16 protein-coding genes and 3 pseudogenes are annotated in these 26130 nt (G+C 68.7%); 17 read left to right on the top strand and 2 right to left on the bottom strand.

The window, feature by feature from the left end; genetic code table 11:
- Both AC27IO_RS08705 and AC27IO_RS08700 read left to right on the top strand, forming a co-directional pair.
- A partial coding sequence (locus AC27IO_RS08705) for a LysR substrate-binding domain-containing protein (RefSeq protein ID WP_498738472.1) occupies positions 1–585 on the top strand: 585 nt, incomplete at its 5' end.
- A 259-nt stretch (positions 586–844) separates the two neighbouring features.
- The gene (locus AC27IO_RS08700) at positions 845–1939 is read left to right on the top strand and encodes a BMP family ABC transporter substrate-binding protein (protein WP_498738470.1); all 1095 of its coding nucleotides are present in this window, start codon (positions 845–847) and stop codon (positions 1937–1939) included.
- Positions 1940–1987: 48 nt separating this feature from the next.
- Here AC27IO_RS08700 and AC27IO_RS08695 read toward each other — a convergent pair whose 3' ends face one another.
- Entirely contained in the window at positions 1988–2743 is a 756-nt protein-coding gene (locus AC27IO_RS08695; protein ID WP_272564920.1) for a sulfite exporter TauE/SafE family protein, read from the bottom strand.
- Positions 2744–2895: 152 nt separating this feature from the next.
- Between AC27IO_RS08695 and AC27IO_RS08690 the strand changes: the two genes are divergently transcribed.
- The 10 genes and pseudogenes from AC27IO_RS08690 (at position 2896) to AC27IO_RS08645 (ending at position 14340) form a co-directional block, all read left to right on the top strand.
- Positions 2896–3867 (top strand): LysR substrate-binding domain-containing protein, encoded by a 972-nt coding sequence (locus tag AC27IO_RS08690; protein ID WP_498738468.1) that lies wholly within the window; start codon positions 2896–2898, stop codon positions 3865–3867.
- A 117-nt stretch (positions 3868–3984) separates the two neighbouring features.
- Positions 3985–4818 (top strand): annotated as a pseudogene (locus AC27IO_RS08685) (3-keto-5-aminohexanoate cleavage protein); the annotation flags it as partial.
- Between the two features lie 41 nt (positions 4819–4859).
- A complete protein-coding gene (locus tag AC27IO_RS08680; RefSeq protein WP_498738466.1) occupies positions 4860–7343 on the top strand; it encodes a 3-keto-5-aminohexanoate cleavage protein in 2484 nt (827 codons plus the stop codon).
- A gap of 37 nt (positions 7344–7380) precedes the next feature.
- On the top strand, positions 7381–8841 hold the full coding sequence (locus AC27IO_RS08675) for an FAD/NAD(P)-binding protein (RefSeq protein WP_498738464.1): 1461 nt from the start codon (positions 7381–7383) through the stop codon (positions 8839–8841).
- 68 nt (positions 8842–8909) lie between these two features.
- On the top strand, positions 8910–10193 hold the full coding sequence (gene guaD / locus AC27IO_RS08670; RefSeq protein ID WP_284429229.1) for a guanine deaminase: 1284 nt from the start codon (positions 8910–8912) through the stop codon (positions 10191–10193).
- A 96-nt stretch (positions 10194–10289) separates the two neighbouring features.
- A complete protein-coding gene (gene dcd, locus AC27IO_RS08665) occupies positions 10290–10856 on the top strand; it encodes a dCTP deaminase (RefSeq protein ID WP_272564912.1) in 567 nt (188 codons plus the stop codon).
- Positions 10857–11014: 158 nt separating this feature from the next.
- On the top strand, positions 11015–11338 hold the full coding sequence (locus tag AC27IO_RS08660; protein WP_284429228.1) for a hypothetical protein: 324 nt from the start codon (positions 11015–11017) through the stop codon (positions 11336–11338).
- Between the two features lie 155 nt (positions 11339–11493).
- Positions 11494–11727, top strand: coding sequence for a hypothetical protein (locus AC27IO_RS08655; protein ID WP_284405512.1), 234 nt, complete (start codon positions 11494–11496; stop codon positions 11725–11727).
- Between the two features lie 97 nt (positions 11728–11824).
- Positions 11825–12703: a KPN_02809 family neutral zinc metallopeptidase gene (ypfJ, locus tag AC27IO_RS08650; protein ID WP_498738460.1), complete on the top strand. Its 879-nt coding sequence runs from the start codon at positions 11825–11827 to the stop codon at positions 12701–12703.
- A gap of 167 nt (positions 12704–12870) precedes the next feature.
- Positions 12871–14340, top strand: coding sequence for a DEAD/DEAH box helicase (locus AC27IO_RS08645; protein WP_498738459.1), 1470 nt, complete (start codon positions 12871–12873; stop codon positions 14338–14340).
- Between the two features lie 92 nt (positions 14341–14432).
- Here AC27IO_RS08645 and AC27IO_RS08640 read toward each other — a convergent pair whose 3' ends face one another.
- Positions 14433–15278 (bottom strand): symmetrical bis(5'-nucleosyl)-tetraphosphatase, encoded by an 846-nt coding sequence (locus AC27IO_RS08640; RefSeq protein WP_284408248.1) that lies wholly within the window; start codon positions 15276–15278, stop codon positions 14433–14435.
- A gap of 247 nt (positions 15279–15525) precedes the next feature.
- Between AC27IO_RS08640 and AC27IO_RS08635 the strand changes: the two genes are divergently transcribed.
- From AC27IO_RS08635 to AC27IO_RS08615, 5 genes and pseudogenes are all read left to right on the top strand, one after another.
- Positions 15526–15816 (top strand): H-NS histone family protein, encoded by a 291-nt coding sequence (locus AC27IO_RS08635; RefSeq protein WP_272548868.1) that lies wholly within the window; start codon positions 15526–15528, stop codon positions 15814–15816.
- 533 nt (positions 15817–16349) lie between these two features.
- The gene (locus tag AC27IO_RS08630; protein ID WP_272564904.1) at positions 16350–19265 is read left to right on the top strand and encodes an aconitate hydratase; all 2916 of its coding nucleotides are present in this window, start codon (positions 16350–16352) and stop codon (positions 19263–19265) included.
- A 74-nt stretch (positions 19266–19339) separates the two neighbouring features.
- Positions 19340–22678 (top strand): EAL domain-containing protein, encoded by a 3339-nt coding sequence (locus AC27IO_RS08625; RefSeq protein ID WP_498738456.1) that lies wholly within the window; start codon positions 19340–19342, stop codon positions 22676–22678.
- A gap of 78 nt (positions 22679–22756) precedes the next feature.
- Positions 22757–25280, top strand: a pseudogene (locus tag AC27IO_RS08620) (putative bifunctional diguanylate cyclase/phosphodiesterase).
- A gap of 102 nt (positions 25281–25382) precedes the next feature.
- Positions 25383–26130: pseudogene (locus AC27IO_RS08615) on the top strand (FAD-dependent monooxygenase); the annotation flags it as partial.

Below are 26130 nucleotides of genomic sequence, written 5' to 3'. Positions count from 1 at the left end.
GATCTGGCGGGCCTGCTGGCGCGGGTGGAGGCGCAGTACCCGCAGGTGCGGCTGCAGGTCACGGTGCAGAAAAGCGGGCTGGTCGAAGCGGGCTATGCCGGCGGCGAGTTCGACGTGGGGCTGACCATGGCCTTGCCCGCCGCGCGCACGACGGCCGGCGCGGCCCGCGCACGGCCTGCCGCCAATGCCGCCACGGCGAAGGCGTCGCTGCTGCGCCAGGAGGCCCTGCACTGGATGGCCGCCCCCGGCGTCACGCGCGTGCGGGGCGAGCCGCTGCGCCTGCTCGCGCTGCCCGACAGCTGTTCGCTGCACCAGTTCACCGTGTCGCTGCTGGAACGCCGCCGGGTGCCTTACCGCATCGCGCTGCTGGCCTCGGGCGTGGCGGGGCTGCAGTCGGCGCTGGCCGCGGGCCTGGGCGTGGCCTGCCTCAATGCCTCGGCGCTGTGCCCCGGCGTGCGGGTGCTGCCGGCGCCCCACGGCCTGCCGGCCTTGCCGCAGGCGGGCTTTTATCTGCTGCCGCCCCGGGCCGGGGAGTCGGACTTCGTGCGCGAGGCGCGCGGGGTGCTGGCGGCGGGCTTTGGCTGATCCCCGCACGTCCGTGCGGATTGCTATTGAAAATATAGCGGCATGCCCTAGTTCTAGTTGCGCTGGAGGCACTTTTCGCTCCTGGTCGGTGAATGGCGGCCCTTCTAGCCCTCGGCCCGGATGGCCGCAGGGGCGCCCGCCCGCATGGCCCTGCCGGCACGGGGGGGCGGGCCGGCTGACTACAATCGCGCTCCCCGAAAGGCGGCTGTCCCGGCCGCCTTTCGCGTTTCCATCTCCCGGGACCATGTAGAGGACCACCATGTACAAAAACCTCGCAGCCACGCTCGTGGCCGCTTGCTGTTGGCTTTCCCCCGCCTTTTCCCAAACCAGCCACACCGCCCAGACCGTCCCCCCGGCCGTGGTGAAGGCCGGCTTCGTTTATGTCTCGCCCATCACCGAAGCGGGCTGGACGCGCCAGCACGACGAGGGCCGCAAGGCCGTCGAGGCTGCCTTGGGCGACCGCGTGCGCACCACGTTCGTGGAGAACGTGGCCGAGGGCGCGGACGCCGAGCGCGTCATCCGCGACTTGGCCGCCACGGGACACCAGATCATCTTCACGCCCAGCTTCGGCTACATGGAGCCCACGCTGCGGGTGGCGCGGGACTATCCCGGCGTGAAGTTCGAATCCATCACCGGCTACCAGACCGCGCCCAACGTGGCCACGGCCAACGCCCGTTACTACGAGGGCCGCTACCTGGCTGGCGTCGCCGCCGGGCGCATGACGCGCACCAACGTGGCAGGCTACGTGGCCGGCTTTCCCATCCCCGAGGTGCTGCAGGGCATCAATGCGTTCACGCTGGGCCTGCGCTCGGTCAACCCCCAGGCCACGGTCAAGCTGGTGTGGCTGGACGTGTGGTTCGACCCGCCCAAGGAACGCGATGCGGCCATGGCGCTGTTCAACCAGAACGTGGACGTGGTGGTCTTCCACACCGGCTCCACGGCGGTGATGGCCGCGGCCCAGGAGCGCGGCAAGCTCGCGATCGGCTACCACTCCGACATGCGCCGAATGGGGCCGGACGCGCAGATCCTCGCCGTCACGCACCAGTGGGGCGGCTACTACACCGAACGCGTGCGCGCCGTGGCGCAGGGCACATGGAAAAGCGGCAACCTCTGGGGCGGCGTGCGCGAAGGCATGATCCGCGTCGAGGGCTTCGGCAGCAAGGTGCCGCCGGCTGTGAAGGCCGAGGTGCTGGCCCGCCAGGAAGACATCGCCAAGGGGCGCTTCCACCCGTTCCGCGCGGGCGCGACGCCCGTGCGCGACAACACCGGCCGCGAGGTCATCGCCGCGGGCCAGACCCTCGGCGATGCGCAGATCCTGCAGATGAACTGGCTGGTCGAGGGCGTGCAGCGCTGAAGAGGGCGGAGAGGGGCCTTGGCGAGGGGCCGTCCTCTCTTTCGGCCGCTACAGGTGGCGCGCCACCAGCTGCGGCAGCGACGAGGCCAGCAAGGCCACGCCCGACGCGGTGAGCAGGCCCAGCACGATCTGCCGGAAGGCCACGTCGCTCAGCCCGATGTACAGCCGCGTGCCGAGCAGCGTGGGCACCAGCATCGCCGGCGCCACGATGGCGAAGAACGGCAGCATGTCCCGCGTGACCATGCCAGTGCCCAGGTAGGTGCCCATGGTGACCAGCAGCATCGACAGGTTGAAGTTCTGGATCACGGCGCGCTGCTGGTCCTTCTCGTAGCCGCGCAGGGTGCACCACAGCGTGGGCAGCGTGCCGGTGAATCCGCCGATGCCGCCCATCACGCCGCCGGCCAGCCCCACGACGCCATCGGCCACGCGGCCACCCGAGCGGATGCGCGGCAGGCGCTTGGCCATCAGCATGGTCGGGCACCACAGCACCAGCAGGGCGCCCAGCAGCGTCTTGAACCACACCATGTCCAGCCGTGGCAGCAAGGCCACGCCCAGCGGAATGCCCAGCAGACCACCTAGCACGAACGGCGCGAGCGTGCGCACGTCAAAGCCGCGGCGCACCGACACCGCCGCGACGATCTGCCCGGTGAGCGCCCCGAACACCGCCAGCGCCGCCGCCAGTCGCGGCTCCAGCGTCCAGGCCCAGAACGACATGGCCACCATGCCGAACGCGAACCCCGACAGCCCCTGCACGAACCCGGCCACCACGGCCCCGATGCCGACCACCCAGTAGATCGTTTCCATTGCGCGCTTCTCCCCCTTTTTTTGGATTGGAAGGCGTCCGGCCCCGCAGGGCCGCCGCCGCATGGGCTGCGATTGTGGGGGAGCCGCATGAGCCAATCTTTCTCATTTAGTATTGTCCCATAAGCCAATCGATATGGCTCTGGGAACGTTCAATGACCCCTGCCGAGATGGAGGCCCGGCTCGCGTCGCGGCTCAAGATACGCCACCTGGTGCTGCTGCGCATGATTGCGGAACACGGGTCGCTCACCCGCGTGTCGCACCGCATGGCGACCAGCCAGCCGGCCGTCACCCACGCGCTGGCCGAGCTGGAAGCCATGTTCGGCGGCGCGCTGTTCCACCGCTCCGCGCGCGGCATGGCGCCCACGGCGCTGGGGGAGCTGGTCATCGCCCGGGCCCGGGCGATGCTGGAGGACCTGGGCCATTGGGTGCGCGACATCGAGGCCGTGGGCCTGGGCCGCGCCGCGCACCTGCAGGTGGGCGTGATCCCTTTCGTGTCCGGGCGGCTGCTGGCGGCCGCCATCGGCCAGACGCGGCCGCAGGGCCTGCAGGTGACCGTGACCATCCACGAAGGCACCAGCGACCGCCTGCTGGAGCGCCTGCGCCAGCACGAACTGGACTGCGTGATCGGCCGTGCATCGGCCGTGCTCGACATGCAGGGGCTGGAGCATGAGGTGCTCTACCACCAGGAGCCCCGCCTCATCACCCACCGCCGCCTCGCCGCCCGGCTGGGGCGCCGGCCCCTGGCCTGGCAGGAACTGGCCCGGCTGGAGTGGATTCTGGGCGCCCGCCAGACGCCCATGCGCGAGCAGATCACCGATTTCTTCCTGCGCGCGGGGGTGGCGCCGCCCGCGCCGTTCGTCGAGAGCCTGTCATCCAAGCTCATCGGCGAGCTGATCGCGGCCAACGAAAAAGCGGTGTCCATCGTGCCCGCCGACATCGCGGAGGAACTGGCCCGCATCGCGGGTGTGGGCATCGTCGCCCACCGCTTCGGCTGGACGCTGCCGCCCATCACGCTGTTCCAGCGGACCGAGGGCGCTCGCTACGAAGAGCAATCGCTGTTCGTGGCGGCGCTGCGCGCGGTCTGCGCCCGGCAGGCGGCAGCGCAGGCAGGCGACGCGGCATAGCGCCGGGCACGCCGCTCACTGGGCTCCTTGCTGGCCTGGGTTTCATCTGCGCCGGTCTGGCAACTACCCGAAGGGATAGTTTCCGTGCGCCCCGGGCATTGCTGTAATGCCACCGACATGCCCGCCAGGCGCGCGATGCGCCGGCCGCGGCGCGCGGCGGGTTCAGAAAAAACCAAGGGGAGAAGGTCGATGCGAATGTTCATCACGGCAGCGCCTGTGGGCGCCGTTCCACAGCAAGCCCTGGCCCGGGAGCCGAAATTCCTGCCTGCCCGGTCGATCGAGGCCGCGGACGCCCAGGGCATGGGCCTGGCCCATCGGCTGGCCGCCGATGGCTGGGAGGCGGTGCCGGCCGGCGGCCTGGGGATCTGCGACAGCCTGGACGCCCTGCAGGTGGCCAGCGCGGCGGACGGGCCCCAGGCGCCGGGCCGCCGCCTGGGCGACGTGGAGGCACGCCGGCATCTGCCGGGTGTGGCCCTGCACCGCATCGCCTCGGCGAAGACGGCGCGCGAGCTGGTGCTGACGCTCACCTCCCAGGGTTGGGACGTGGCGGGCGCCGGCGATCTGGCATGGCGCGCGGAAACGATCGAGACCTACCTGCCGCCCGCATTGGTGGCCGCGTTGCAGGCCGAGGCGCCGCAGCTGCTGGACACCCTGCGCGAGCGCGGCTGGGCCGACCACGGCGCGGGCCACTGGAACCCGGGCAGGACCGCATCGCCGCACCTGCCCATCGCACCCGAAGCCATCGTCGCGCAGAGCGTGGCGGCCGTGCGCGAGGGGGCCGCCATCGTGCACCTGCACACGCGGGACTGCAGCGGCCAGCACCCGGTGCACGTGCCCGGGGTGGCCGTGCCGGTGCGCCTGGGGCGGCAGGCCAACCACATCGACGAAGCGCAGTACGCGGCGATCGTGCCCCGCCTGCACCAGGCGGCGCCTGCCGCCATCCTGAACCTGTCCACCAGCTTGCGGGGCGCGCCGCCGACTTCGAAAGCCCCGTGCGCCGGGTGCATCTGCGGGCCTATGGTGCGCAGCAGCGCGCGCCGGAGATGGGCTCCTTCAGCCCCGGGCCGGTGGTCTTCCAGGCGGGGGGCGGCTATGAAAACCCCCCGGCCTTCCTGGCGGCGCAGATCGCGCACTGCCGGCAATGGGGTGTGCGGCCCGAGGTGGAGGTGTTCAACGGCGCGATCCTGGACGGCGCTCTGGGGTCCTATCAGGCCGGCCTGCGTTCGGTGGGTGGGCCGGTGCTGTTCATGCTGGTGGTGGGGGTGGACCAGCACCGGCGCCTGCCCGAGGGCGGGGTGCAGGACGACTCCCTGCTGCCGGTGCAAGAGCGCAAGGACATCCTGCGCCTGCTGGCAGAGGGCTCTGCAGAGGCCTTCGAACAGGCCCTGGCCCAGGCGGTGGCGCGGCTGCGGCCGGTGGTGGCGCGCATCCGCGCGGAGTGCCCTGGCGCCAAGGTGTCCGCCCTCGTGCCCGGCCCGATGATCGTGCTGCTGCCCCGCATGGCTGTGGCCCTGGGCCTCGACGGCGTGCGGGTGGGCCTGGAAGATGCCTTGAACGTGCCGGATCCCGAGGTGGCGGGCGGCTGGCGCCGCGGCACCACGGCGGAGCAGGTGCGCTATGTGCGCGAGCAGTTGCAGGCCCTGGGGGTCACGGTGTTGACGGCCGAGGAAACGCGCGTGGCGCTGGACATGCCCCATCCCGATGTGGCGCTGCTGCAGGCCGCGATCGCCCGGCTGCAGCCGCTGGCCGCGACCGTGCCGCTGGACCGCCCCCGTGCCATGGCCAGCGCCGTGCTGGCGGCGCTGGCACCGCTGCAGCCCGCCTACGCGGCCCGGGAATCCCGGTTCCTGGACGCGCTGGAGGCCGCGGCCAACCACCTGCCGCCCGATCGGCAGGCACCGGGTGCGGGCGACCTCGCGCTCGCGGCCCTGCGCGACCATGGGCTGTACGCGCGCTTTTTCGTGGAGGAGCGTGATCGCTATCCCCGTGAAGGTGCGGCGGCGTTCCGGCATGTCTATCCGCTGCAGGCCCTGAACTTCGTGCGCGAGTTGCTGGCCGAGCGCCAGCGCCCCGGCGGCCGGTGGGACGCGGCACTGCAGGCCATGGCTACCGAAGCGGGCCTGCCGCCCCATGCCTACCAGGTGCCGCCTGCGCAGTTCAAGGGGCCAGAGGGGCGGTTTCTCGAATTCCTCACCGCCATTCCCTGCCACTACACGGACGACCGCACCGACATCGTCCATACCGCCGTGCGCAGCGAGCCCGGTTACAGCGCCGCCATGGCCGTGCTGTTCGAGGCCATCCACGAGCGGGCGGTGGCCCTGCGGGCCGATTCGGAGGCCGAGCCCAAGAGCGCCGGCATCCGGGTGTACCGGGACGCGCCGCGCAGCGGCGGCCTGGCGGGGCCCATCGACATGGACGTGGCGGCCGTGCAGGGCGCCATCGCCCGCGGCGCATGGATCGTCCTGCCGAGCACGCCCACCACCCACTACCCGGAGGGGCTGAAGCTCTCCACCGGGCTCACGGCCACGTTTGCCCGGTTCCTGGAGCGCACGCAGGCCGCCGCCGAGGTGCTCGGCATCGCGCACGCGGGCCTCGATGCCGACGGCACCGTGCTGATCGAATCCAGCATGCTGCACAACCGCTTCACGCTCAACACGAAAGCGCATGCGCAGGTGGTCAGCCACTCGTCCCGCCTCATTTACGAGCGCGTGGTGCTGCCCCGGCTGGTCGCGTTGCCGCGGGCGCTGGCCTGGACGGTCACCGGGCTGGTGGAGCGCGATGCGGCGGGCCGGCCGCTGAACCGCGACGGGCAGCCGGCGGGGCGGCTCTCTTTCCAGGGCATCGAAGACCTGGTGCGGCTGCATTTCCTGGCGCACAGCTCCGGCATCGCGACCATCCAACAGATCGACAACGCCGCCCGGGCCGACCTGCAGCGGCTGGGCTATTCGGTGCAGGAGCAGGAGGAAATCTTCAACCGCTCCGTCGCCCTGTCGTTCGCGTCGGCCTGCGATGTGAACCTGTCCGTGCTCGGCACACCCACCGTGGACGTCACCGCGCTGAACGATGTGCGCAGCGTGGCCGGCACCACCACGCCGGACTACCTGTGCGGCAGCGGCAACGGGCTCTGGAGCCTGGCGCCGCTCCTGCCGCACCGCGACGACGAGGCGTTCCGCTACGGCAGCGCGCACTGGATCTTGCGCAAGGGCGAGCAAAAGAAGCTGCTGCTGCGGCTGGCGGGCGTGGTGCTGCGGGAAGACCCCGTGCGCCTGCACGACGGGCACTCCATCCGCCGCTACCTGGAAGGCGCGCCCGCTTCTCTGGTCGAACTGGTAACGCTGCTGCAGACCGCTCCCGCCTCGCTGCGCGCCGACATGCTGCTGCGCCAGCATTTCGCACGGCATGGCTCCCCATCACGCCCCGTGTCCGCGGCCCGGGATCGCGCGGCGGACCTGGCCCTGGCCGGTGGTGCCGCCTGATGCGGCGGCGCACCGCATCCGCGAAGGAGACATGACCATGGCCAGGATCGCCATCATCGGGGGCGGCTGCAGCGGCACCCTCGTCACGCAAGCGCTGAGCCGCATGGGCGGCCATGCCGGGATTTCCGAGGTGCTGCTGTTCGACGAGTCCGGCGGGTTCGGCCCGGGACTGCCCTATGGCCGGGACACCAACGACGGCGAGTTCATCCTCAACATGGCTTCGTCGTTGCTGAGCGCCCGGACCGGCGAGCCGGACGGGTTCGACCGCTGGCTGCAGCAGCTCTGCGCGGGGCAGGCCGAAGCGCCCGGCGGATACGTGCGGCGCTCGCTCATGGGGGCCTACCTGCAGGATGTCGCCCACCAGGCCGAGAGCGCGTTCGCCGCACGCGGCGTGAAGCTGGTGCGCGTGGCGCAGGCGGTGACCGACATCGAGCGCGGGGCCAGTGGCTTTCACGTGGCCACGGCCCAGCATGCCTGGCATGTGGACCAGGTCGTGCTGGCGCTGGGGCATCTCAAAAAGCGCTCGCCGTTTCCGGGCGTGGCGCACTACCACGCGAACCCGTACCACAACCTGGGTGCCATCAAGGCCGAGCTGCCGCGGAACGCACGCATCGGCATCCTGGGCACCAAGCTCACGGCCATCGACATGGCGCTGCTGCTGGGCCGGCTCGGTGTGGAGCGCATCCACATGTTTTCCCATTCCGGCCAGTTGCCCCTGGTGCGCGGCGCCTTGCCCACCACGCCCCTGGTGCGCCCCGAGCACCGCTATGCGGGCGACACGCTGCGCGGCTTCCTGCGCTGGTTCCGCGAAAGCCATCCTTGTGGGCACGAATACCCGGGCCTCATGACGATCCGCGACCCCCTGGTCCGCATCGGCCGGGAGATCGAGGCGGCCCACGCCGTGCGGGACTGGCAGCTGCAGCTGGACGCCACCAAGGAGGACATCGACCGCTACTGGACCGCGCTGCGTCCGGACCAGAAGCGCCGGTTCTTTCGCAAATACCAGGGCCTTTGGATGAGCTACCGGCACCCGATGCCGCTGGACAACGCGCGCAAGATCCAGGCGCTGCTCCAGGCGGGCCGGCTGACCGTGCATCCCGGCTACCGGGCCACCCGGCTGGCGGAGGGCCGGCCGGGATTCCAGGTGGAACTGGCTGGCGGAACGCTGGCGCTCGACGGCATCCTGGATGCGACCGGCGTGGCCGGCAACCTGGCGCGCATCGATTCGCCGCTCATCGAGAACCTCATCGACCGCGGCCTGATCCGCCAGCACGAACTGGGCGGCATCGCGATCGATGCGCAAAGCTTTCAGGTGCTGGGCCAGCCCGGCCTGTTCGCCATCGGGGCGCTGACCCAGGGCGCGCTGTTCTACGTGTCTGCCATCGAGCGGCTTTTGCTGCACGCCCAGCGCATCGCGGGGCAACTGGGCCGCTCAGCCGCCCCGACGGCGGTCGGAGACCGCGAGGCGTTGCCGCCCCGGGAGCGGGTGGCGGGGTAGCGCCGCCGGTATGGGCCCCATGCGCTGCGGCGCATGAAAGGCGCCGTGCCCGGCGTTAAGCTGCCGCCATGCAAATCTACCGCTCCGGCCTGCTGCGTTTCGACGACGACCATTCGGCCCTGTATGAAGAAGACGGCCTGCTGGCCATCGGCCCCGATGCCCAGGGGCGCCAGCGCGTCCAGGCCGCAGGCGCCTGGAACACCCTGGCGGCCCATTACGCGCAATGGCCGGTGGTGCATTGGCCCGGCCGCATCATCGCGCCGGGGTTCGTCGACATGCACGTGCATTTTCCGCAGACCGACGTGATCGGCTCGCCCGCCGACGGCCTGCTGCCCTGGCTGGAAAACTACACCTTTCCCCACGAGTCCCGCTTTGCCGATCCGGCCTATGCCGCCGGCGTGGCCACCGTGTTCCTGGACGAATTGCTGCGCAACGGCGTGACCACCGCGCTCACGTTCGCCACCTCGCACCCGGCGTCGGTGGACGCGCTGATGGGCGAGGCGCAGGCGCGCGGACTGCGCCTGATCGCCGGCAAAGTGCTGCAGGACCGCCACTCGCCCGATGGCGTGCGCGACCAGACCGAACAATCCTTGCGCGACACCGAGGCGCTGATCCGCCGCTGGCACGGCCAGGACCGGCTGGGCTATGCCATCACGCCGCGGTTCGCGCCCAGTTGCACCGAAGCCCAGTTGCGCGGTGCGGGCGAACTGGCCGCGCAATACCCCGACGTGTGGATCCAGTCGCACGTGGCCGAGAACCTGGACGAGATCCGATGGGCCCGCGAGCTGTTTCCCGCGGCCCGCAGCTACCTGTCGGTGTACGACGACTTCGGGCTGATGCGCGAGCGCGCCGTGTACGCCCACTGCATCCACTTTGACGATGCCGACCGGGCGCTCATGCGTGACACCGGGGCGGTGGCGGCGGTCAGCCCCACCAGCAACCTGTTTCTGGGCAGTGGCTTCTTCGACTACGCCGGGGCCGACCGGGTCGGCTTTCGCTATGGACTGGCGAGCGATGTGGGGGGCGGCACGAGCTTCAGCCCGTTCCACACCATGCTCGCCGCCTACTACGTGGGGCGTGAAGGGCAGACGAAGCCCGGCCTGTCGCTTTCGCCGCAGGCGCTGTGGTGGCAGCACACGGCCGGCGCGGCGCGCGCGCTGGGGCTGGCGGGCGTCATCGGCAACCTGCAGCCCGGGTGCGAGGCCGACTTCGTGGTGCTGGACCCGCGCGCCACGCCGCTGCTGGCGCGCAAGACCGCGCACGCGGCCAACCTGGACGAACTGCTCTTCGCGATGATCGTGCTGGGCGACGACCGGGTGATCGAGCGCACCGTGGTTTCCCAAGCCGAATAGGCCCCTGGCGCAGGTTGCACTAGCGCAGGTCGCTATGAAAAATATAGTGCCTGCCCGCGCGTCCTCTCTACAATGGCGGCCCAGCAGGAGTGAGCAATGAGCATCAAAAGCGACAAGTGGATTCGCCGCATGGCGGAGCAGACCGGAATGATCGAGCCCTTCGAGCCGGGCCAGGTCCGTGAAGCGGAAGGCCGCAAGATCATCAGCTACGGCACCAGCAGCTATGGCTACGACATCCGCTGCGCGCCGGAATTCAAGGTGTTCACCAACATCCACAGCACCGTGGTGGACCCGAAGAACTTCGATGAAAAGAGTTTCGTCGACTTCGAAGGCGACAGCTGCATCATCCCGCCCAACAGCTTCGCGCTGGCACGCACGGTGGAGTACTTTCGCATCCCCCGCAACGTGCTGACCATCTGCCTGGGCAAGAGCACCTATGCCCGCTGCGGGATCATCGTGAACGTGACGCCGTTCGAGCCCGAGTGGGAGGGCTATGTCACGCTGGAATTCAGCAACACCACGCCGCTGCCGGCCCGCATCTACGCGGGCGAGGGATGCGCCCAGGTGCTGTTTTTCGAAAGCGACGAGGTTTGTGACGTGAGTTACAAAGACCGGGGCGGCAAATACCAGGGACAAAGCGGCGTCACCCTGCCCAAGGCCTGATACGCGCCTGATTTTTCGGGCGGTGGAGTCCTACACCGCCACGGCTTTTTTTGCCGTGAGCGGAGGCGGCTACGGTTTTTTACGATTCAGCCAGGTTCTGTGTTGCATCCGGTTGGATGCTGTAAATCCCACGCAGAACGCTGCCTGAGGAGCCCACCATGCCTGCCACCCACCACGCCGTATCGTCTCTCCAGGCCGAGCGCACGGGCCTTTCGCATGTGCTGCACGAGGCTTCGGGAGGCAGTACCCACCGCTGCTACTGGCCCGCCGAAGCGCTTGATGCCTTCCTGCTGCAGATGGCTGCCCGTGGCCATTGCATCAGCGCCGCCATGATGCTCGGCGACCGCACCTACGCCCTGCAGCAGATCGAAATTGCTCGCGCCCTTCCGGGATGCGCCCTGCAAGCCCTGGTGCAGGAGTTGTCCGGGTATTTCGAAGACGCCGAGCCCGCCGCCGCCAGCGTGCATTGGTGCACGCGTTGATACAGGCAGGGAGCGCCTGAAGGTCGGCGCGTTGTGTGGATGCCTCTGGACCGGCCGCGTCCTACGCCCCCGCAGGCCATCGACCGGGTTTTCGACCCTGGCGCGCTGCCTAGCATCCCACCCATCCATTTCAGCCCCATCCGCAAGAGACTCCCATGCACGACGATTTCCATCCCCCTGTGTCCCCCGCCCCGACGCTGCGCCCTTGGCCCATCGTGATCGGCAGCGTGGTGATCGCGGCGCAACTCGTCGCGCTGGGCTGGGTGGTGCAGGGGCAGGTGCAGCAGGCATCGGAGCGTCAGGCGCACTGGGCGCCCCGGGGCCTGCAGAGTTCACCGGCCACCTATGCAGCGGTGGACGCGCCCTCGTTCAGCGAGCCGCAGCCTTGATGGCGTCGCGAATCGACCCATGGGAACTGCTGCCCGGCGTGCGGCACGGGCGTAACATCCGGCGCACCGCACCCGCAGGTGCGAGCAGGAGAACCGTATGAAATGGGAAGGCAACCGCGAGTCGGACAACGTCGAGGACCGCCGCGATGGCGGCGGCGGTGGGGGCATGCCGGTGTTCGGCGGCCGCAGCATCGGCATCGGCACCATCGTGGTGGCGTTACTGGGGGGCTGGATTTTCGGGATCAATCCGCTGACGATTCTGGGACTGCTGAGCGGCGGCGGAGGCGCTCCCGCCCAGGTCCAGCAGGCGCCGGCACATCGCCCGCCGGCCGACGACAAGATGGCGCGCTTCGTCTCCACCGTCCTGGCCGACACGGAAGACGTGTGGACCGACATCTTCCGCCAGGGTGGCAACGCCTATCAGGACCCGAAGCTCGTGCTGTTCCGTGGTTCCACACCCACTGCCTGCGGCACCGGCCAGGCGGCGATGGGCCCGTTCTACTGTCCCAGCGACCGCAAGGTGTACATCGACCTGGGCTTCTATGAAACCTTGAAGAACCGGCTGGGCGCACCGGGGGATTTCGCCCAGGCCTACGTGATCGCCCACGAGGTGGGCCACCACGTCCAGAACCTGCTGGGTATCAGCGCCAAAGTGGACCAGATGCGCGGCCGCGTCAGCCAGGTGCAGTACAACCAGCTGTCCGTTCGCCTGGAACTTCAGGCCGACTGCTTTGCCGGGGTCTGGGCCCACCATGCCCAGAATGCCCGCCAGATCTTGGAGCAGGGCGATGTGGAGGAGGCCATGAACGCCGCAGCCAAGATCGGGGACGACGCCCTGCAGCGGGCGGGCGGCGGCGCCGTCGTGCCGGACAGCTTCACCCACGGCACCAGCGCGCAGCGCCAGCGGTGGTTCCATGCAGGCCTGGAAAACGGCAGCGTGAAGGCTTGCGACACGTTTTCGGCCCGCAGCCTGTAGTGTGAACGCCGCAGTGGAAGCGTTCACCCTGCAATGCCTGGGGTGGCGTTTGCGCTTTTACAGCCATCGTATGGTGCTATGAATTGAATAGCATCGTGCCTTTGGCACACGAATGCCTACCCGAAAAAACACCCCGTTCAGCCCCTGGTGCGACAATAGCGGGCTAAATGACAAGTTCTTTCTCCAATTTATCGCTGGCTGAACCGCTGGCACGCGCCGTGGCCGAAATGGGCTACGAGTCCATGACGCCCATTCAGGAGCAGGCCATTCCGGTCGTCTTGACTGGCAAGGACGTGATGGGTGCGGCCCAGACAGGCACCGGCAAGACGGCCGCCTTCTCGCTGCCCTTGCTGCAGCGCCTGCTCAAGCACGAAAACAGCTCCACCTCCCCCGCCCGCCATCCGGTGCGCGCCCTGGTGCTGCTGCCGACGCGGGAGCTGGCCGACCAGGTCGCCCAGCAGGTCGCCCTGTACGCCAAGTACACCAAGCTGCGCAGCACCGTGGTGTTCGGCGGCATGGACATGAAGCCGCAGACGCTGGAGCTGAAAAAAGGCGTGGAAGTGCTCGTGGCCACGCCCGGTCGGCTGCTGGACCACATCGAAGCCAAAAATGCGGTGCTGAACCAGGTCGAGTACGTGGTGCTCGACGAAGCCGACCGCATGCTGGACATCGGCTTCCTGCCCGATCTGCAGCGCATCCTCTCGTACCTGCCCAAGCAGCGCACCACGCTGCTGTTCAGCGCCACGTTCTCCCCCGAGATCAAGCGCCTGGCAGGCAGCTACCTGCAAGACCCGATCACGATCGAAGTGGCGCGCCCCAACGAAACGGCTTCCACGGTGGAGCAGCGTTTCTACAGCGCCAACGACGACGACAAGCGCCGCGCCATCCACCAGGTGCTGAAGACGCGGGGCCTGAAGCAGGCGTTCATCTTCGTGAACAGCAAGCTCGGCTGTGCCCGGCTGGCCCGCAGCCTGGAGCGCGAAGGCCTCAAAACCGCGGCGCTGCATGGCGACAAGAGCCAGGACGAACGCTTGAAGGCGCTCGATGCCTTCAAGCAGGGCGAAGTCGATCTGCTGGTGTGCACCGACGTGGCGGCACGCGGACTGGACATCAAGGATGTGCCGGCCGTGTTTAACTTCGACGTGCCGTTCAATGCCGAGGACTACGTGCACCGCATCGGCCGCACGGGCCGCGCAGGCGCCTCGGGCCTGGCGGTCACGCTGGTGTCCAGCAGCGACACGCGCCTGGTGGCGGACATCGAAAAGCTCATCAAGAAGAAGATCGATCTCGAAGCCCTCGAGTACGAGGAAGACCGCCCCCGCGGCCGCATCAACGACGGTCAGCGCGCGTGGCGCGAGGATGGCCAGCGCGAAGGTGGCCGGCGTGAGCGGGGCGGCGAGGCGCTCGACCCGCGCGGCAGCGCGCCGCGCAGCAGCTACCGCGCCCCTTCGGCACCCCGCGATCCGTTCTTCGACAAGCCCTACGAGGCACCGGCCACCGAGGCGGCGCCCCATTGGGAGTCCGCGTCCAAGGCCCAGCCGGCGCGCAGCGGCATCTCGGCCAACATCAAGCCCAAACGCAAGGTGGCGGCCCTGTTCAAGGCCGTGCAGCCCGAAACCGAAACCTCCTCGCAGTGAGCGCCCAGGGCCGATCCGTCGGCCGGGGCCAGACCCGCTCAGGCCCTGGGTGATTTCTTATTGCCGTTGGGCAGTGGGTGGCCCGTTCTTGTTCAGGCCCCTGGCTTTTGCGCCTCCTCGCAATCGACATGGCAGTGCTCGCGGTCTGCCAACGTGCGGCCAAAGCGGACCGCGCTGAGGCAGCCTCCCCACACGCAACCGGTGTCCAGCGCCAACAGGTTGGAGCGGTTCATCCAGCCCAGGGTGGACCAGTGCCCGAATGCCACCAGCCCGTCCTGCGTTTTTCGGCCCGGTGCTTCGAACCACGGCACCAGGCCGGCGGGGGCAGCGCTGGCACCCTCGCTGCTCTCGAAATCCATGGCGCCCTCGGGTGTGCAGAAGCGCAATCGTGTGAAGGCATTGACGATCACGCGCAAGCGGTCCGTCCCCGTCAGCGTGGGTTCCCAGCGGTCCGGGGTGTTGCCGTACATGGCGTGAAGGAATGCGGGCATGTCGGCACCGCGCAGCACGGCCTGCACCTCGTCGGCATGCGCCAGCACATCCTGGGCCGACCACGAGGGCAATACGCCCGCGTGGACCATCAACAGGGGCTCTCCACCATGCACATGCTGGCGTGCCAGCGGCTGGTGGCGCAGCCAGTCCAGCAGGGCCTCGCGGTCGGGTGCCTGCAGCACCTGGTCCAGCGTGTCGCGGCGGGAAGGCTTGCGGGCCCCGTGGGCGGCCGCCAGAAGATGCAGGTCGTGGTTGCCCAGCAGGCTGCGCAGGCTGTCACCCTGCTGCATGCAGCGGCGCAGCACGGCTGCGGAATCAGGGCCTCGGTTCACCAGGTCGCCCAGCAAATAAACGGTGTCCCGGCTGGGAGAGAACCCGATGTGGTCCAGCAGGCGCTGCAATGCCGTATCGCAGCCTTGAATATCCCCGATGCAGTAGAGCGCCATGGCGTTTCCGAAGGTGGTAAACCTGCATTGTCGCGGCTGCAAGGAGTTGTGCCAGGTAATCGCCCAGGCCGGGATAGCCCAGCCGATGCAAATCGGGGCGCGCGCTTCGATATGGCTGAGCTGGCAGAGTTCCCCGAAATTCCAGAAATCGATGGGTTATTCAAGAGGTGGATTGCGCCCGCTTTCTCTGCACGATATTGAAAGATACCTATAATGCGGCCTTCGTTATTAATCTCCGCACACTACCATGAGCACTAGCTACAAAGACCTGCTGAAACAGCGTGAAGAACTTGAGCAGCAAATCGGCGAAGCACGTCGCCGCGAACTTTCCGATGCCATCAATCAGGTTCGCAATCTGGTGGCGGAGTATGGCCTGACCGCCCAGGACGTATTTCCTACGGGCCGCGCCCGCAGTGCCAGCGCCGGCGTCAAAGTCGCTCCCAAATATCGCGATCCTGCGACGGGCCAGACATGGACGGGCCGTGGCAAGGCTCCCAAGTGGATCCAGAACCAAGACCGCGAGCAATTCGCCATTTGATGGGCAAACCTTGAATTCCAGATCCCGCGCAGACCTTGTCGGCGCTGCGGATTGGCAAGAGCAACCCACGCAATAAACAGCCCGCCTTGGCGGGCTTTTTTCATGGCCACGGAATACCGTTCCGTTTGGTTGGGCGGCATGGGCATCCATGATGTGTGTCTTGGCTTTCCGTTCATGGGTGCACTGAGTGCTTTCTGCGTTGCGTCTTGTCTCGAAATCCCAACCATTGGGAATTGGCTTCACCTTCATCAGGGGTGCTGCTGCACAGCGATTAATTTCAAGAGAGATGATTCAATAAAAATGGAGATTCCACGGTGCGGTATTTCATTAATCGAATGGCCCGCGGTATATGGTTGCGCACTTACTCGCGCTGCGGTTCCCATGGCGTAGGACGGCAGGCCTTGTGATCGGGCGTTTTGCCTGGAGTTTGGCGGTGGACTCTCTGAAATGTCGTGCATGCGATTACCCCACGATTGCATCGATATGTAGGACTGCCAGAATAGGTGCTCTCGTCCCCACAGGAGTAGCACTACATGGCCTCGATGTCACCCCCGGTTTCCCGCCACGCGTTCGCATCCACCCTGAAGAATTTCACGACGGGGTCCGGTAAAAGCGGCAAGTTCTATTCGCTCCCGGCACTGGCCAAGCAATACCCGTCGATCAAACGGCTGCCGGTTTCGATTCGGATCGTTCTGGAATCGGTGCTGCGCAACTGCGATGGCCGCAAGGTCACGGCGGAACACGTGGAACAGTTGTCACGCTGGCAGCCGGTGGCCGACCGCAAGGACGAGATTCCCTTCGTCGTGTCGCGCGTGGTGCTGCAGGATTTCACCGGAGTGCCTTTGCTGGCCGATCTAGCCGCCATGCGCAGCGTGGCCCAGCGCCTGGGCAAGAAGCCCAAGAAGATCGAGCCGCTGGTGCCCGTGGACCTGGTGGTGGACCACTCCATCATGGTGGACCACTACGGCACGAAAAAGGCGCTGGACCTGAACATGAAGCTGGAATTCCAGCGCAATCGCGAGCGCTACGAATTCATGAAGTGGGGCATGCAGGCATTCGATACCTTCGGCGTGGTGCCGCCCGGGTTCGGCATCGTCCACCAAGTGAATCTGGAATACCTGGCGCGGGGGGTGCACAAGAGGGCCGATGGCGTGTACTACCCCGACACGCTGGTGGGCACGGACAGCCACACGACCATGATCAACGGCATCGGCGTGGTGGGCTGGGGCGTGGGTGGCATCGAGGCCGAGGCGGCGATGCTGGGGCAGCCGGTGTATTTCCTGACCCCGGACGTGGTGGGCTTCGAGCTGACCGGCCAGTTGCGCGAAGGCGTGACCGCCACCGACCTGGTGCTCACGGTGACCGAGATCCTGCGCCAGCACAAGGTGGTGGGCAAGTTCGTGGAATTCTTCGGCGAGGGCACGCGCACGCTGTCGCTGCCCGACCGGGCCACCATCGGCAACATGGCGCCCGAGTACGGCGCGACGATGGGCTTTTTCCCGGTGGATGAAAAGACCATCGATTACTTCAAGGGTACCGGCCGCACCGACAGCGAGATCGAAGCGTTCGAGGCGTATTTCCGCGCCCAGGGCCTTTTCGGCGTGCCGCTCGCCGGCGAGATCGACTACTCCAAGATCGTGCGCCTGCACCTGGGCGATGTGACCCCCAGCCTCGCGGGACCAAAGCGGCCCCAGGACCGGATCGAGCTGGGCAACGTGAGCAGCGACTTCGTGTCGCTGTTCAGCAAGCCCGCGGCGGAAAACGGCTTCAACCGCCCGGCCGAACTGCTGCACACGCGGCACCACATCCACCGGGGCGACGAAGGCGTGAGCGAGGCGGTCCCGGCGGAGAAGCCCGCTCCTGCGGGTGGCCCGCGTTTCCTGGTCGAGATGGAGCACAACAAGCCGCCGCTGGCGGTCACGCATGCCGATGCCGCCGTGCGCCTGCCGACCAAGGGGGTGGACCCCACCATCGGCAACGGCGACGTGCTGATCGCCGCCATCACGAGCTGCACCAACACCTCCAATCCGAGCGTGCTCCTGGCCGCCGGACTGCTGGCCAAGAAGGCCGTGGAGGCCGGCCTGAAAGTGCGGCCGCACATCAAGACCTCGCTCGCGCCCGGCTCCCGCATCGTCACGGAATACCTCACCGAAACCGGTCTGATGCCCTATCTGGAAAAGCTCGGTTTCGCGCTGGCAGGTTATGGCTGCACGACCTGCATCGGCAACGCCGGCGACCTGGCGCCCGAGCTGAACGAAGCCATCACCGGCAACGATCTGGTCTGTGCCGCGGTGCTGTCGGGCAACCGCAATTTCGAGGCCCGCATCCACCCCAACATCAAGGCCAACTTCCTGGCCAGCCCGCCCCTGGTGGTGGCGTACGCGATCGCCGGCACGGTGCTGCGCGACCTCATGACGGAGCCGGTGGGCAAGGGCAAGGGCGGGCGCGACGTGTACCTGGGCGACATCTGGCCCACCAGCGATGAAATCCACGCGCTGATGCGCTACGCCATGAACGGAAAGGCCTTCCGTGACAACTACGGCAAGGTCAAGACCGACCCGGGCGCGCTCTGGAACAACATCAAGGGCGTGAAGGGCGACACCTACGACTGGCCCGCCAGCACCTACATCGCGGAGCCGCCCTTCTTCGCGCGGTTCACGCTGGAGGCCAAGGAGCGGGCGGTGGGCGCGGACGGCTCCAAGGCGTCGGAGTCGGTCGTGGGCGCACGCATCATGGCGCTGTTCGGCGACTCGATCACCACCGACCACATCTCGCCGGCGGGCTCCATCAAGGAAACCTCGCCCGCCGGGCAGTGGCTGCTGCACAACGGCGTGATGAAGCAGGACTTCAACAGCTACGGCGCGCGCCGCGGCAACCACGATGTGATGATGCGCGGCACTTTCGCCAACGTGCGCATCAAGAACCTGATGATTCCGCCCACCGCCGACGGCTCGCGCGAGGAGGGCGGCGTCACGCTGTTCCAGAACGAGGGCGAGCTGCAGGGCACGAAGATGTTCATCTTCGATGCGGCCATGAAGTACATCGCCCAAGACACCCCCACCGTGATCTTCGCGGGCGAGGAATACGGCACCGGCTCCAGCCGCGACTGGGCGGCCAAGGGCACGCAGCTGCTGGGCATCAAGGCGGTGGTGGCCAAGAGCTTCGAGCGCATCCACCGTTCCAACCTCGTGGGCATGGGCGTGCTGCCCCTGCAGTTCAAGGCGGGCGATTCCTGGGAGTCGCTGGGCCTGACCGGCAACGAGACGATCGACGTGGCTCCGGATTCGGAACTCACCCCGCAAAGCGACGCGCTGCTGACGATCCGCCGGGCCGACGGGTCGCGCCAGGAGGTCACGGTCACGCTGCGCATCGACACGCCGATCGAGGTGGACTACTACCGCGCCGGCGGCATCCTGCCCTATGTGCTTCGGCAGTTGTTGACCGCCTGATTGGGGGACATCCGCCCAGGGGGCGAGCGGCCCGATACACTTGTGACGATATGTTCAGGTAACCCGCCGCCGCCATGACCTCCCCTCCCCACCGTCCGGTCACTGCAGCCATCGCGCGGACGCTTTTGTCGGAGGCGCCCGCGGTCACGCTGATGCTGGTGGTGGCGGTACTGGCGCTGCTGCTGGTGCCGGTGGTGCAACTGCTGGGTTCGGGCCTGCAGGGGCTGCACGGCCTGGAGCCTTTCCTCGACATGGTGGTGGTGCTCATCGGCCTGCTGGCCGTGGCGGTGTCCCTGCACATGCTCGACGACACGCAGCAAGGCCGCGCCAACGTGCTCGTGGCGGGGCTGGCGACCGCTGCGGTCTGTAATTTCCTTCACGCCGTCCTGCTGCACCAGATGGAAAGCATGGCGTCCGTCACGCGGGCGAATGTCTCTTCCTACTTCGGATTGCTGGCCCATGGGGTCGAGGCGCTGACCCTGCTGCTGTTCGCCTTGCGGGTCTCGTTCCACGGGCCCGGCCGGGCCTGGGCCGTGGCCTCGGCCGGCGTGTCGCTGGTGCTCGTGTGGTCCGCCTCCAGCGGGTTGCCCGAGCAGTTTGGACTGGCGCATGGCGAGCGTTTCGCCATGGGGGCGGATGCCTTGCTCGGCGGTGCCATGGCGATGGCCGCCTGGGTCATGTATCGGGTGGACGACACCGCTGGCAACGAGCGCGGCCGGGGGCGCCGGCGCATCATGGCCTGCGCGGCGGCGGCGCTGGCGCTGGCGGAATTCGCCATGCTGCTGTACCCGCTGCACCCGGTCTTCGTCGACACGTTCGCGCACGCCTTGCGCGTGCTGGGGTATGCGCTGATGTTCCAGGCGGTGTTCATCGCCGGCATCCGCATGCCGTTCGCCCGTGCGCGCGAGGCCGAGGCCCGGTTGCTGGAGAGCGAACGCCGCCTGCAGCTGCTGGGCCGCAACCTGCCCGACAGCGTCCTGTACCAGCGCGTGCGCGAGGCAGACGGCCGCTGGCATTTCGTGCACATGGGCGATGCGATCGAGCGCCTGAACGGCATTTCGGCCCAGGCGGTGGTGAACGATGCCACCCTGTTCTTCGAGCAGATGGAGCCGCAGGACCGCCTGGCCTGCGCTGCGTCGGACGAGGCGTCTTACCGCACCATGGGCGTCGGCGACTCGGTGGTACGCATGCGCGTGGCCAACGGCCAGTTGCGCTGGATGCGCATGAGCTCCACCCCCCGGCCGCTGGACAAGGGCCGCGTGATCTGGGACGGCGTGCTGACCGACGTCACGGAGCAGCGGGAGGCCCAGGACCTGAGCCGCGCGCACGAGGTGCAACTGGCGAGCCTGCTCAGCCACCTGCCGGGCGGTGTCTCGCGGCTGGACCGCGATCTGCGCATCGTGTACGTGAACCCTTCGCAGGCGCACTGGCTGCGCCGTCCGGTCGAGGAACTCGAAGGCCAGTTCCTCGTGGACGTGCTGCCCGCCGACCTGATGGCCCCGATCCAGCCGCATTTCGACCGGGCGCTGCAGGGCGAGACGGTGGTGTTCGAGCACCGCATTCCCAAAACCCATGGCGCCCAGTTCTGGCACACCACGCTGGTGCCGGAGGTCGCCGCCGATGGCCGCACGGTGGCCGTGGTGGTGTTCGCGTTCGACCTGACCGAGCAAAAGCGCATGGCGCTGGAACTCACGCAGCAACGCACCCGCCTGGCCAGCCTGGTGAGCGCGATCCCCGACGTGGTGTTCCTCAAGGATGCGAACGGCTGCTACCTGTCGTGCAACCCCGTTTTCGAGCGCTTCATCGGGCGGCGCGAGCGCGACATCATCGGTCTGTCGGACGACGATCTCCTACCCGCCGTCGAGGCCCAGCGGGTGCGCCAGCTCGACCAGCGCGCCATGGCTGCCTGGCAGCCACTGGTGTACGAAGAGACCCTGACGTTCCAGGAGGACGGCTACGAGGGCTACTTCGAAACCATCAAGACCCCCATCCGCGACCTGCACGGCCATGTCACCGGGCTGCTGGGCGTGTGCCGCGACATCACCGACCGCAAGAAGGCCGAGCAGCAGATCGAATTGCTGGCTTTCTTCGATGCGCTCACCGGCCTGCCCAACCGCCGCCTGCTGCTGGACCGCCTGCAGCGCGCCAGCGCCGTCTGCCAGCGCAACGGCCAGCTGGGCGCGTTGCTGTTCATCGACCTGGACAACTTCAAGGACCTGAATGACACGCTGGGCCACGACATGGGCGACCAGCTGCTGGCGCAGGTGGCCACGCGCCTGGTGTCATGCGTGCGTGCCACCGACACGGTGGCGCGCTTCGGCGGCGACGAGTTCGTGGTGATGCTGGAAAACCTCGATGCCGGGCTGACCGAGGCAGCGACGCAGGCCGAGCACGTGGCCGACAAGCTCTTGCTGCAGCTCAACCAGCCCTTCATGCTGGGCACGCAGCAGCACTACAGCACGCCGAGCATCGGCATCACGCTGTTCGGCGACCAGCCGCGCAGCGTGGACGAGCTGCTCAAGCGCGCCGACCTGGCGATGTACCAGGCCAAGGCCGAAGGCCGCAACACGCAGCGCTTTTTCGACCCGGAAATGCAGGCCCAGGTGCATGCCCGTTCGCACCTGGAAGCCGATCTGCGCCAGGGTCTGGCCCGCCACGAACTCACGGTGCACTACCAGCCCATCGTGGACCACCGCGCGCAGCTGTGCGGCGCCGAAGCCCTGGTGCGCTGGCGCCACCCGGAGCGCGGCATGATCAGTCCCGGCGACTTCATCCCGCTGGCCGAGCAGACCGGGCTCATCCTGCCGCTGGGGCGCTTCGTGCTCGAATCGGCGTGCGAGCAGCTGGTGCGATGGGCCGAGCACCCCGACACCGCGCGGCTGACCATCGCCGTCAATGTGAGTGCACGGCAGTTCCGGCAGCCGGCCTTCGCGGCCGAGGTGCTGGAGACGCTGCAGCGCACGGGCGCCAACCCCCAGCGGCTCAAGCTGGAACTGACCGAGAGCCTGCTGCTGGGCGACATCGAGGATGCGATCCAGCGCATGGCCCAGCTCAAGAAGCAGGGCGTGGGCTTCTCGCTCGACGACTTTGGCACGGGCTATTCATCGCTGAGCTACCTGAAGCGGCTGCCGCTGGACCAGGTCAAGATCGACCAGGGCTTCGTGCGCGACGTGCTCACCGATCCCAACGATGCCGCCATCGTGCGCACCATCCTCGCCCTGGCCAAGAGCCTGGACCTGCAGGTGGTCGCCGAAGGGGTGGAAACCACGGGACAACTGGCCTTTCTCAAGCTGCACGGCTGCGAAGGCTTCCAGGGCTACCTGTTCGGCAGGCCGAGCCCGGTGGCCCAGTTCGAACGCGACCAGCAATTGCCGGGCACCCTGCCTGCGGCCGCAGAAGCTGGCGTGGCATGAGCGCGCTTTCCACCGCTCCCCCTGCCGCACCCGCCCAGTGCCCTCTGGGAACGGGCGGGGGCGCCGGTATCCACCGCCATGGCGGCGCGGCCGCGCATCGGATGGGTGGGCGCTGGCGCGGCACCGGCCCGCGCGGCGATGCACTGGCTGGCCAGCCACCGCCCCGACTGGGAAGTGTCCCCCGCGGAATTCGCGGCCGGTAGCGATGGCGTGGCGCGGTCCCCTGTGGTCGCGGTGCCGCAGGCCTGCCAGGCGTTGGTGCTGGACCTGGAACGCGGTGCGAACGCCTTGCCGGATTGGGCGGCCCAGGCGCGCACCCAGCCCCTGGTGCTCTGCCTGGACCCTGCGCAGGAGGCGCTCGCCGCGCGTGCCCTGCGCCTGGGGCCCGGGGATTACGTGCTGCGCGCCGAAGGCGGCGCGCACCTGCCGCAACTGGCCCAGCGGCTGGCGGCGCTGCTGCAGGCGCATGCGCCGCACGGTTCGATGCCCGCCGCCTTGCCCGCGCTGCCGTGGCCGGACGAACCCCCTTCGCAGCGCGCGCTGCTGCAGACCACGCTGGCCAGCATGAGCCAGGGCCTGTACACCGTGGGGCCCGACGGCCGCATCACCGTCTACAACGACCGGGTGCTGGAGTTGCTGGAGCTGCCGCGCGAACTGCTCGATGCCCGGCCCACGCTGATGGAGCTCAAGCAGCTGCAGCAAGCGCGCGGCGATTTCGGCGAAAGCGCGGAACTGGTCGATGCGCAGGCGCGGGCCTATGTGCAAAGCGCTGGCGGCCTTCCGTCTCCTGCGGTGTATTGGCGCCGCACGCGCCACGGCCGCACGCTGGAGGTGCACACCACGCAACTGCCCGACGGCGGCATGGTGCGCACCTTCACCGACGTGACCGACCATGTGCGCACCCAGGCCGAACTGCGGGTGAGCGAGGCGCGCTTTCGCAGCCTGAGCGACCTTTCCTCCGACTGGTACTGGGAGCAGGACGCGTCCTTCCGGTTCATCCACTTCGTGGGCGGGCGCAACCCCGTGGGCATGGAGCCCGGCGAAGTCGTGGGGCGCACCCGCTGGGAGCTGGGCGCCCTCAACATGACCGAGGAGGATTGGGCGGCCCACCGCCGGCTGCTCGATGCGCGCGAACCCTTCCGGGAGCTCGAACTGCAGCGGCTGGCATCGGACGGCACGGCCTACTGGGTGTCGATCAGCGGTGTGCCCGTGTTCGACGAGGCCGGTGCGTTCCAGGGCTACCGGGGCGTCGGCCGCAGCATCACCGACCGCAAGCAGGTCGAGGCCGAGATCGAGCGGCTGGCGTTCTTCGACGTGCTCACCGGCCTGCCCAACCGGCGGCTGCTGATCGACCGGCTCTACCGCGCCACGCTGTCCGTCGGCCGCACGGGGCGGCACGGCGTGCTGCTGTTCATCGACCTGGACAACTTCAAGGACCTGAACGACACGCTCGGCCACGACATGGGCGACCGCCTGCTGGTGCAGGTCGCCCAGCGCCTGCAAGGCTGCGTGCGCCAGAGCGACACCGTGGCCCGTTTCGGCGGCGACGAGTTCGTGGTGCTGGCCGAAGGGCTGCCCGCCGAGGCCTGGGCCGCCAGCGCCGACGCCTCGCTGCTGGCGCGCAAGATCGGCAACGCCCTGAGCCTGCCGTACCTGCTGGACGGCATCAGCCACCACAGCACGCCGAGCATCGGGCTCACGCTCTTCGGCGAATCCGCGGGCAGCGTGGACGACCTGCTCAAGCACGCCGACATGGCCATGTACCAGGCCAAGGCGGCCGGGCGCAACGCCGTGCGCTTCTTCGACCCCGGCATGCAGGCCGCCGTCAGCGCTCGGGCCGCCCTGGAAGCCGAGCTTCGCCGCGCGCTGCAGGGGGGGCGAGCTGATGCTGCACTACCAGCCCATCGTGGACCGGCGCGGCCAGATGCTCGGCGCCGAGGCGCTGGTGCGCTGGCAGCATCCGCAGCGCGGCATGGTGTCGCCGGGCGAGTTCATCCCGGTGGCCGAGCAGAGCGGCCTCATCGTGCCGCTGGGGCAGTGGGTGCTGGAGCACGGCTGCCGGCAGCTCGTGGCGTGGTCCCGCAGCGCGGCCACGGCGCACCTGGTGCTGTCGGTGAACGTGAGCGTGCGCCAGTTCCGCCAGCCCGACTTCGTCGATCAGGTGCTGCAGGCGCTGCGCGAGAGCGGGGCGCAGCCGCGGCTGTTCAAGATCGAACTCACGGAGAGCCTGCTGCTCACCGACGTGGAGGACGTGATCGCCCGCATGGAAAAGCTGCGCGCGCACGGCGTGGGCTTTTCGCTGGACGACTTCGGCACCGGCTACTCGTCGCTCAGCTACTTGAAGCGCCTGCCGATCGACCAGCTCAAGATCGACCAGGGCTTCGTGCGCGACGTGCTGACCGACCCCAACGACGCGGCCATCGTGCGCACCATCCTCGCCCTGGCGCACAGCCTGGACCTGGACGTGGTGGCCGAGGGCGTCGAAACCACGGGCCAGCTGCAGTTCCTGCAGCGCCACGGCTGCCATGCCTTCCAGGGCTACCTGTTCGGGCGCCCGGCGCCCGCCACGGTGCTGGAGCGGGCGGTGCGGCCCGCGCTCTGAGCCCCGGCGGTGCCGGCACCCGGCCCTTGCGAAGGGCGGGATCGCTTCTTCCTTGATCTACCACGTGTGGGTGCCAGCCCCGCCGCGGGCACAATCGCCCGCATGCAGAAACAACAGGTGTTGGTCGCCGGCGGCGGCATCGGCGGGCTCGCGGCGGCGCTGGGCGCCTCCCGGGCGGGATGGGACGTGCGCCTGTACGAGCGCGCCGAGGCCTTCAGCGAAGTGGGCGCGGGCGTGCAGCTCGGCCCCAACGTCGTGCGCCGGCTGCAGGCCTGGGGCCTGCAGCACCGGCTGCAGTCGGTGGCCGCGTTCCCGGAGCGTCTGCAGGTGCGCAGCGCGCTGAGCGGCGCCGAACTGGCCGTGCTGCCCCTGGGGCCCACGGCCGTGGCGCGCTACGGCGCGGCCTACGCCACCATCCACCGCGCCGACCTGCACGGGCTGCTGCTCGCCGCCGTCACCAAGTACACCGACACGCAGATCTCGCTGGCCCACGCCATCGACCATTTCTCCGATGCCGAGGGCGTCGTCACCGTGCGCACCAGCCGCGGCAAGGAGGTGGAGGGCGATGCGCTGGTGGGCGCCGATGGCCTGTGGAGCCGCACGCGCGCCGCGCTGCTGGGGGACGCGCGCCCCCGCGTGACGGGGCACCTGGCCTACCGCGCGCTGGTGCCGCAGCACGCCCTGCCCGACGTGCTGCGCACCCGCCAGGTCACCGCGTGGCTGGGGCCGCGCCTGCATGCCGTGCAGTACCCGGTGCGCCGGGGCGAGCTGCAGAACCTGGTGGTGATCGTGCAAGGGCCGGCGCCGGACGACCTGGAGGCTGGGACCACGCCGCCAACGCCGCCGGGCT

Source organism: Acidovorax sp. KNOB132 (assembly GCF_057541515.1).
The sequence above is the reverse complement of the archived record's forward strand: the minus strand, read 5'-3'. Positions and strand labels throughout refer to the sequence as shown.

Coding starts and splice junctions, on each gene's coding strand:
- AC27IO_RS08645 (WP_498738459.1), top strand. CDS start 12,871: ATGACAAGTTCTTTCTCCAATTTATCGCTGGCTGAACCGCTGGCACGC.
- AC27IO_RS08695 (WP_272564920.1), bottom strand. CDS start 2,743: ATGGAAACGATCTACTGGGTGGTCGGCATCGGGGCCGTGGTGGCCGGG.
- AC27IO_RS08660 (WP_284429228.1), top strand. CDS start 11,015: ATGCCTGCCACCCACCACGCCGTATCGTCTCTCCAGGCCGAGCGCACG.
- AC27IO_RS08640 (WP_284408248.1), bottom strand. CDS start 15,278: ATGGCGCTCTACTGCATCGGGGATATTCAAGGCTGCGATACGGCATTG.
- dcd (WP_272564912.1), top strand. CDS start 10,290: ATGAGCATCAAAAGCGACAAGTGGATTCGCCGCATGGCGGAGCAGACC.
- guaD (WP_284429229.1), top strand. CDS start 8,910: ATGCAAATCTACCGCTCCGGCCTGCTGCGTTTCGACGACGACCATTCG.
- AC27IO_RS08690 (WP_498738468.1), top strand. CDS start 2,896: ATGACCCCTGCCGAGATGGAGGCCCGGCTCGCGTCGCGGCTCAAGATA.
- AC27IO_RS08625 (WP_498738456.1), top strand. CDS start 19,340: ATGACCTCCCCTCCCCACCGTCCGGTCACTGCAGCCATCGCGCGGACG.
- AC27IO_RS08630 (WP_272564904.1), top strand. CDS start 16,350: ATGGCCTCGATGTCACCCCCGGTTTCCCGCCACGCGTTCGCATCCACC.
- AC27IO_RS08655 (WP_284405512.1), top strand. CDS start 11,494: ATGCACGACGATTTCCATCCCCCTGTGTCCCCCGCCCCGACGCTGCGC.
- ypfJ (WP_498738460.1), top strand. CDS start 11,825: ATGAAATGGGAAGGCAACCGCGAGTCGGACAACGTCGAGGACCGCCGC.
- AC27IO_RS08635 (WP_272548868.1), top strand. CDS start 15,526: ATGAGCACTAGCTACAAAGACCTGCTGAAACAGCGTGAAGAACTTGAG.
- AC27IO_RS08700 (WP_498738470.1), top strand. CDS start 845: ATGTACAAAAACCTCGCAGCCACGCTCGTGGCCGCTTGCTGTTGGCTT.
- AC27IO_RS08675 (WP_498738464.1), top strand. CDS start 7,381: ATGGCCAGGATCGCCATCATCGGGGGCGGCTGCAGCGGCACCCTCGTC.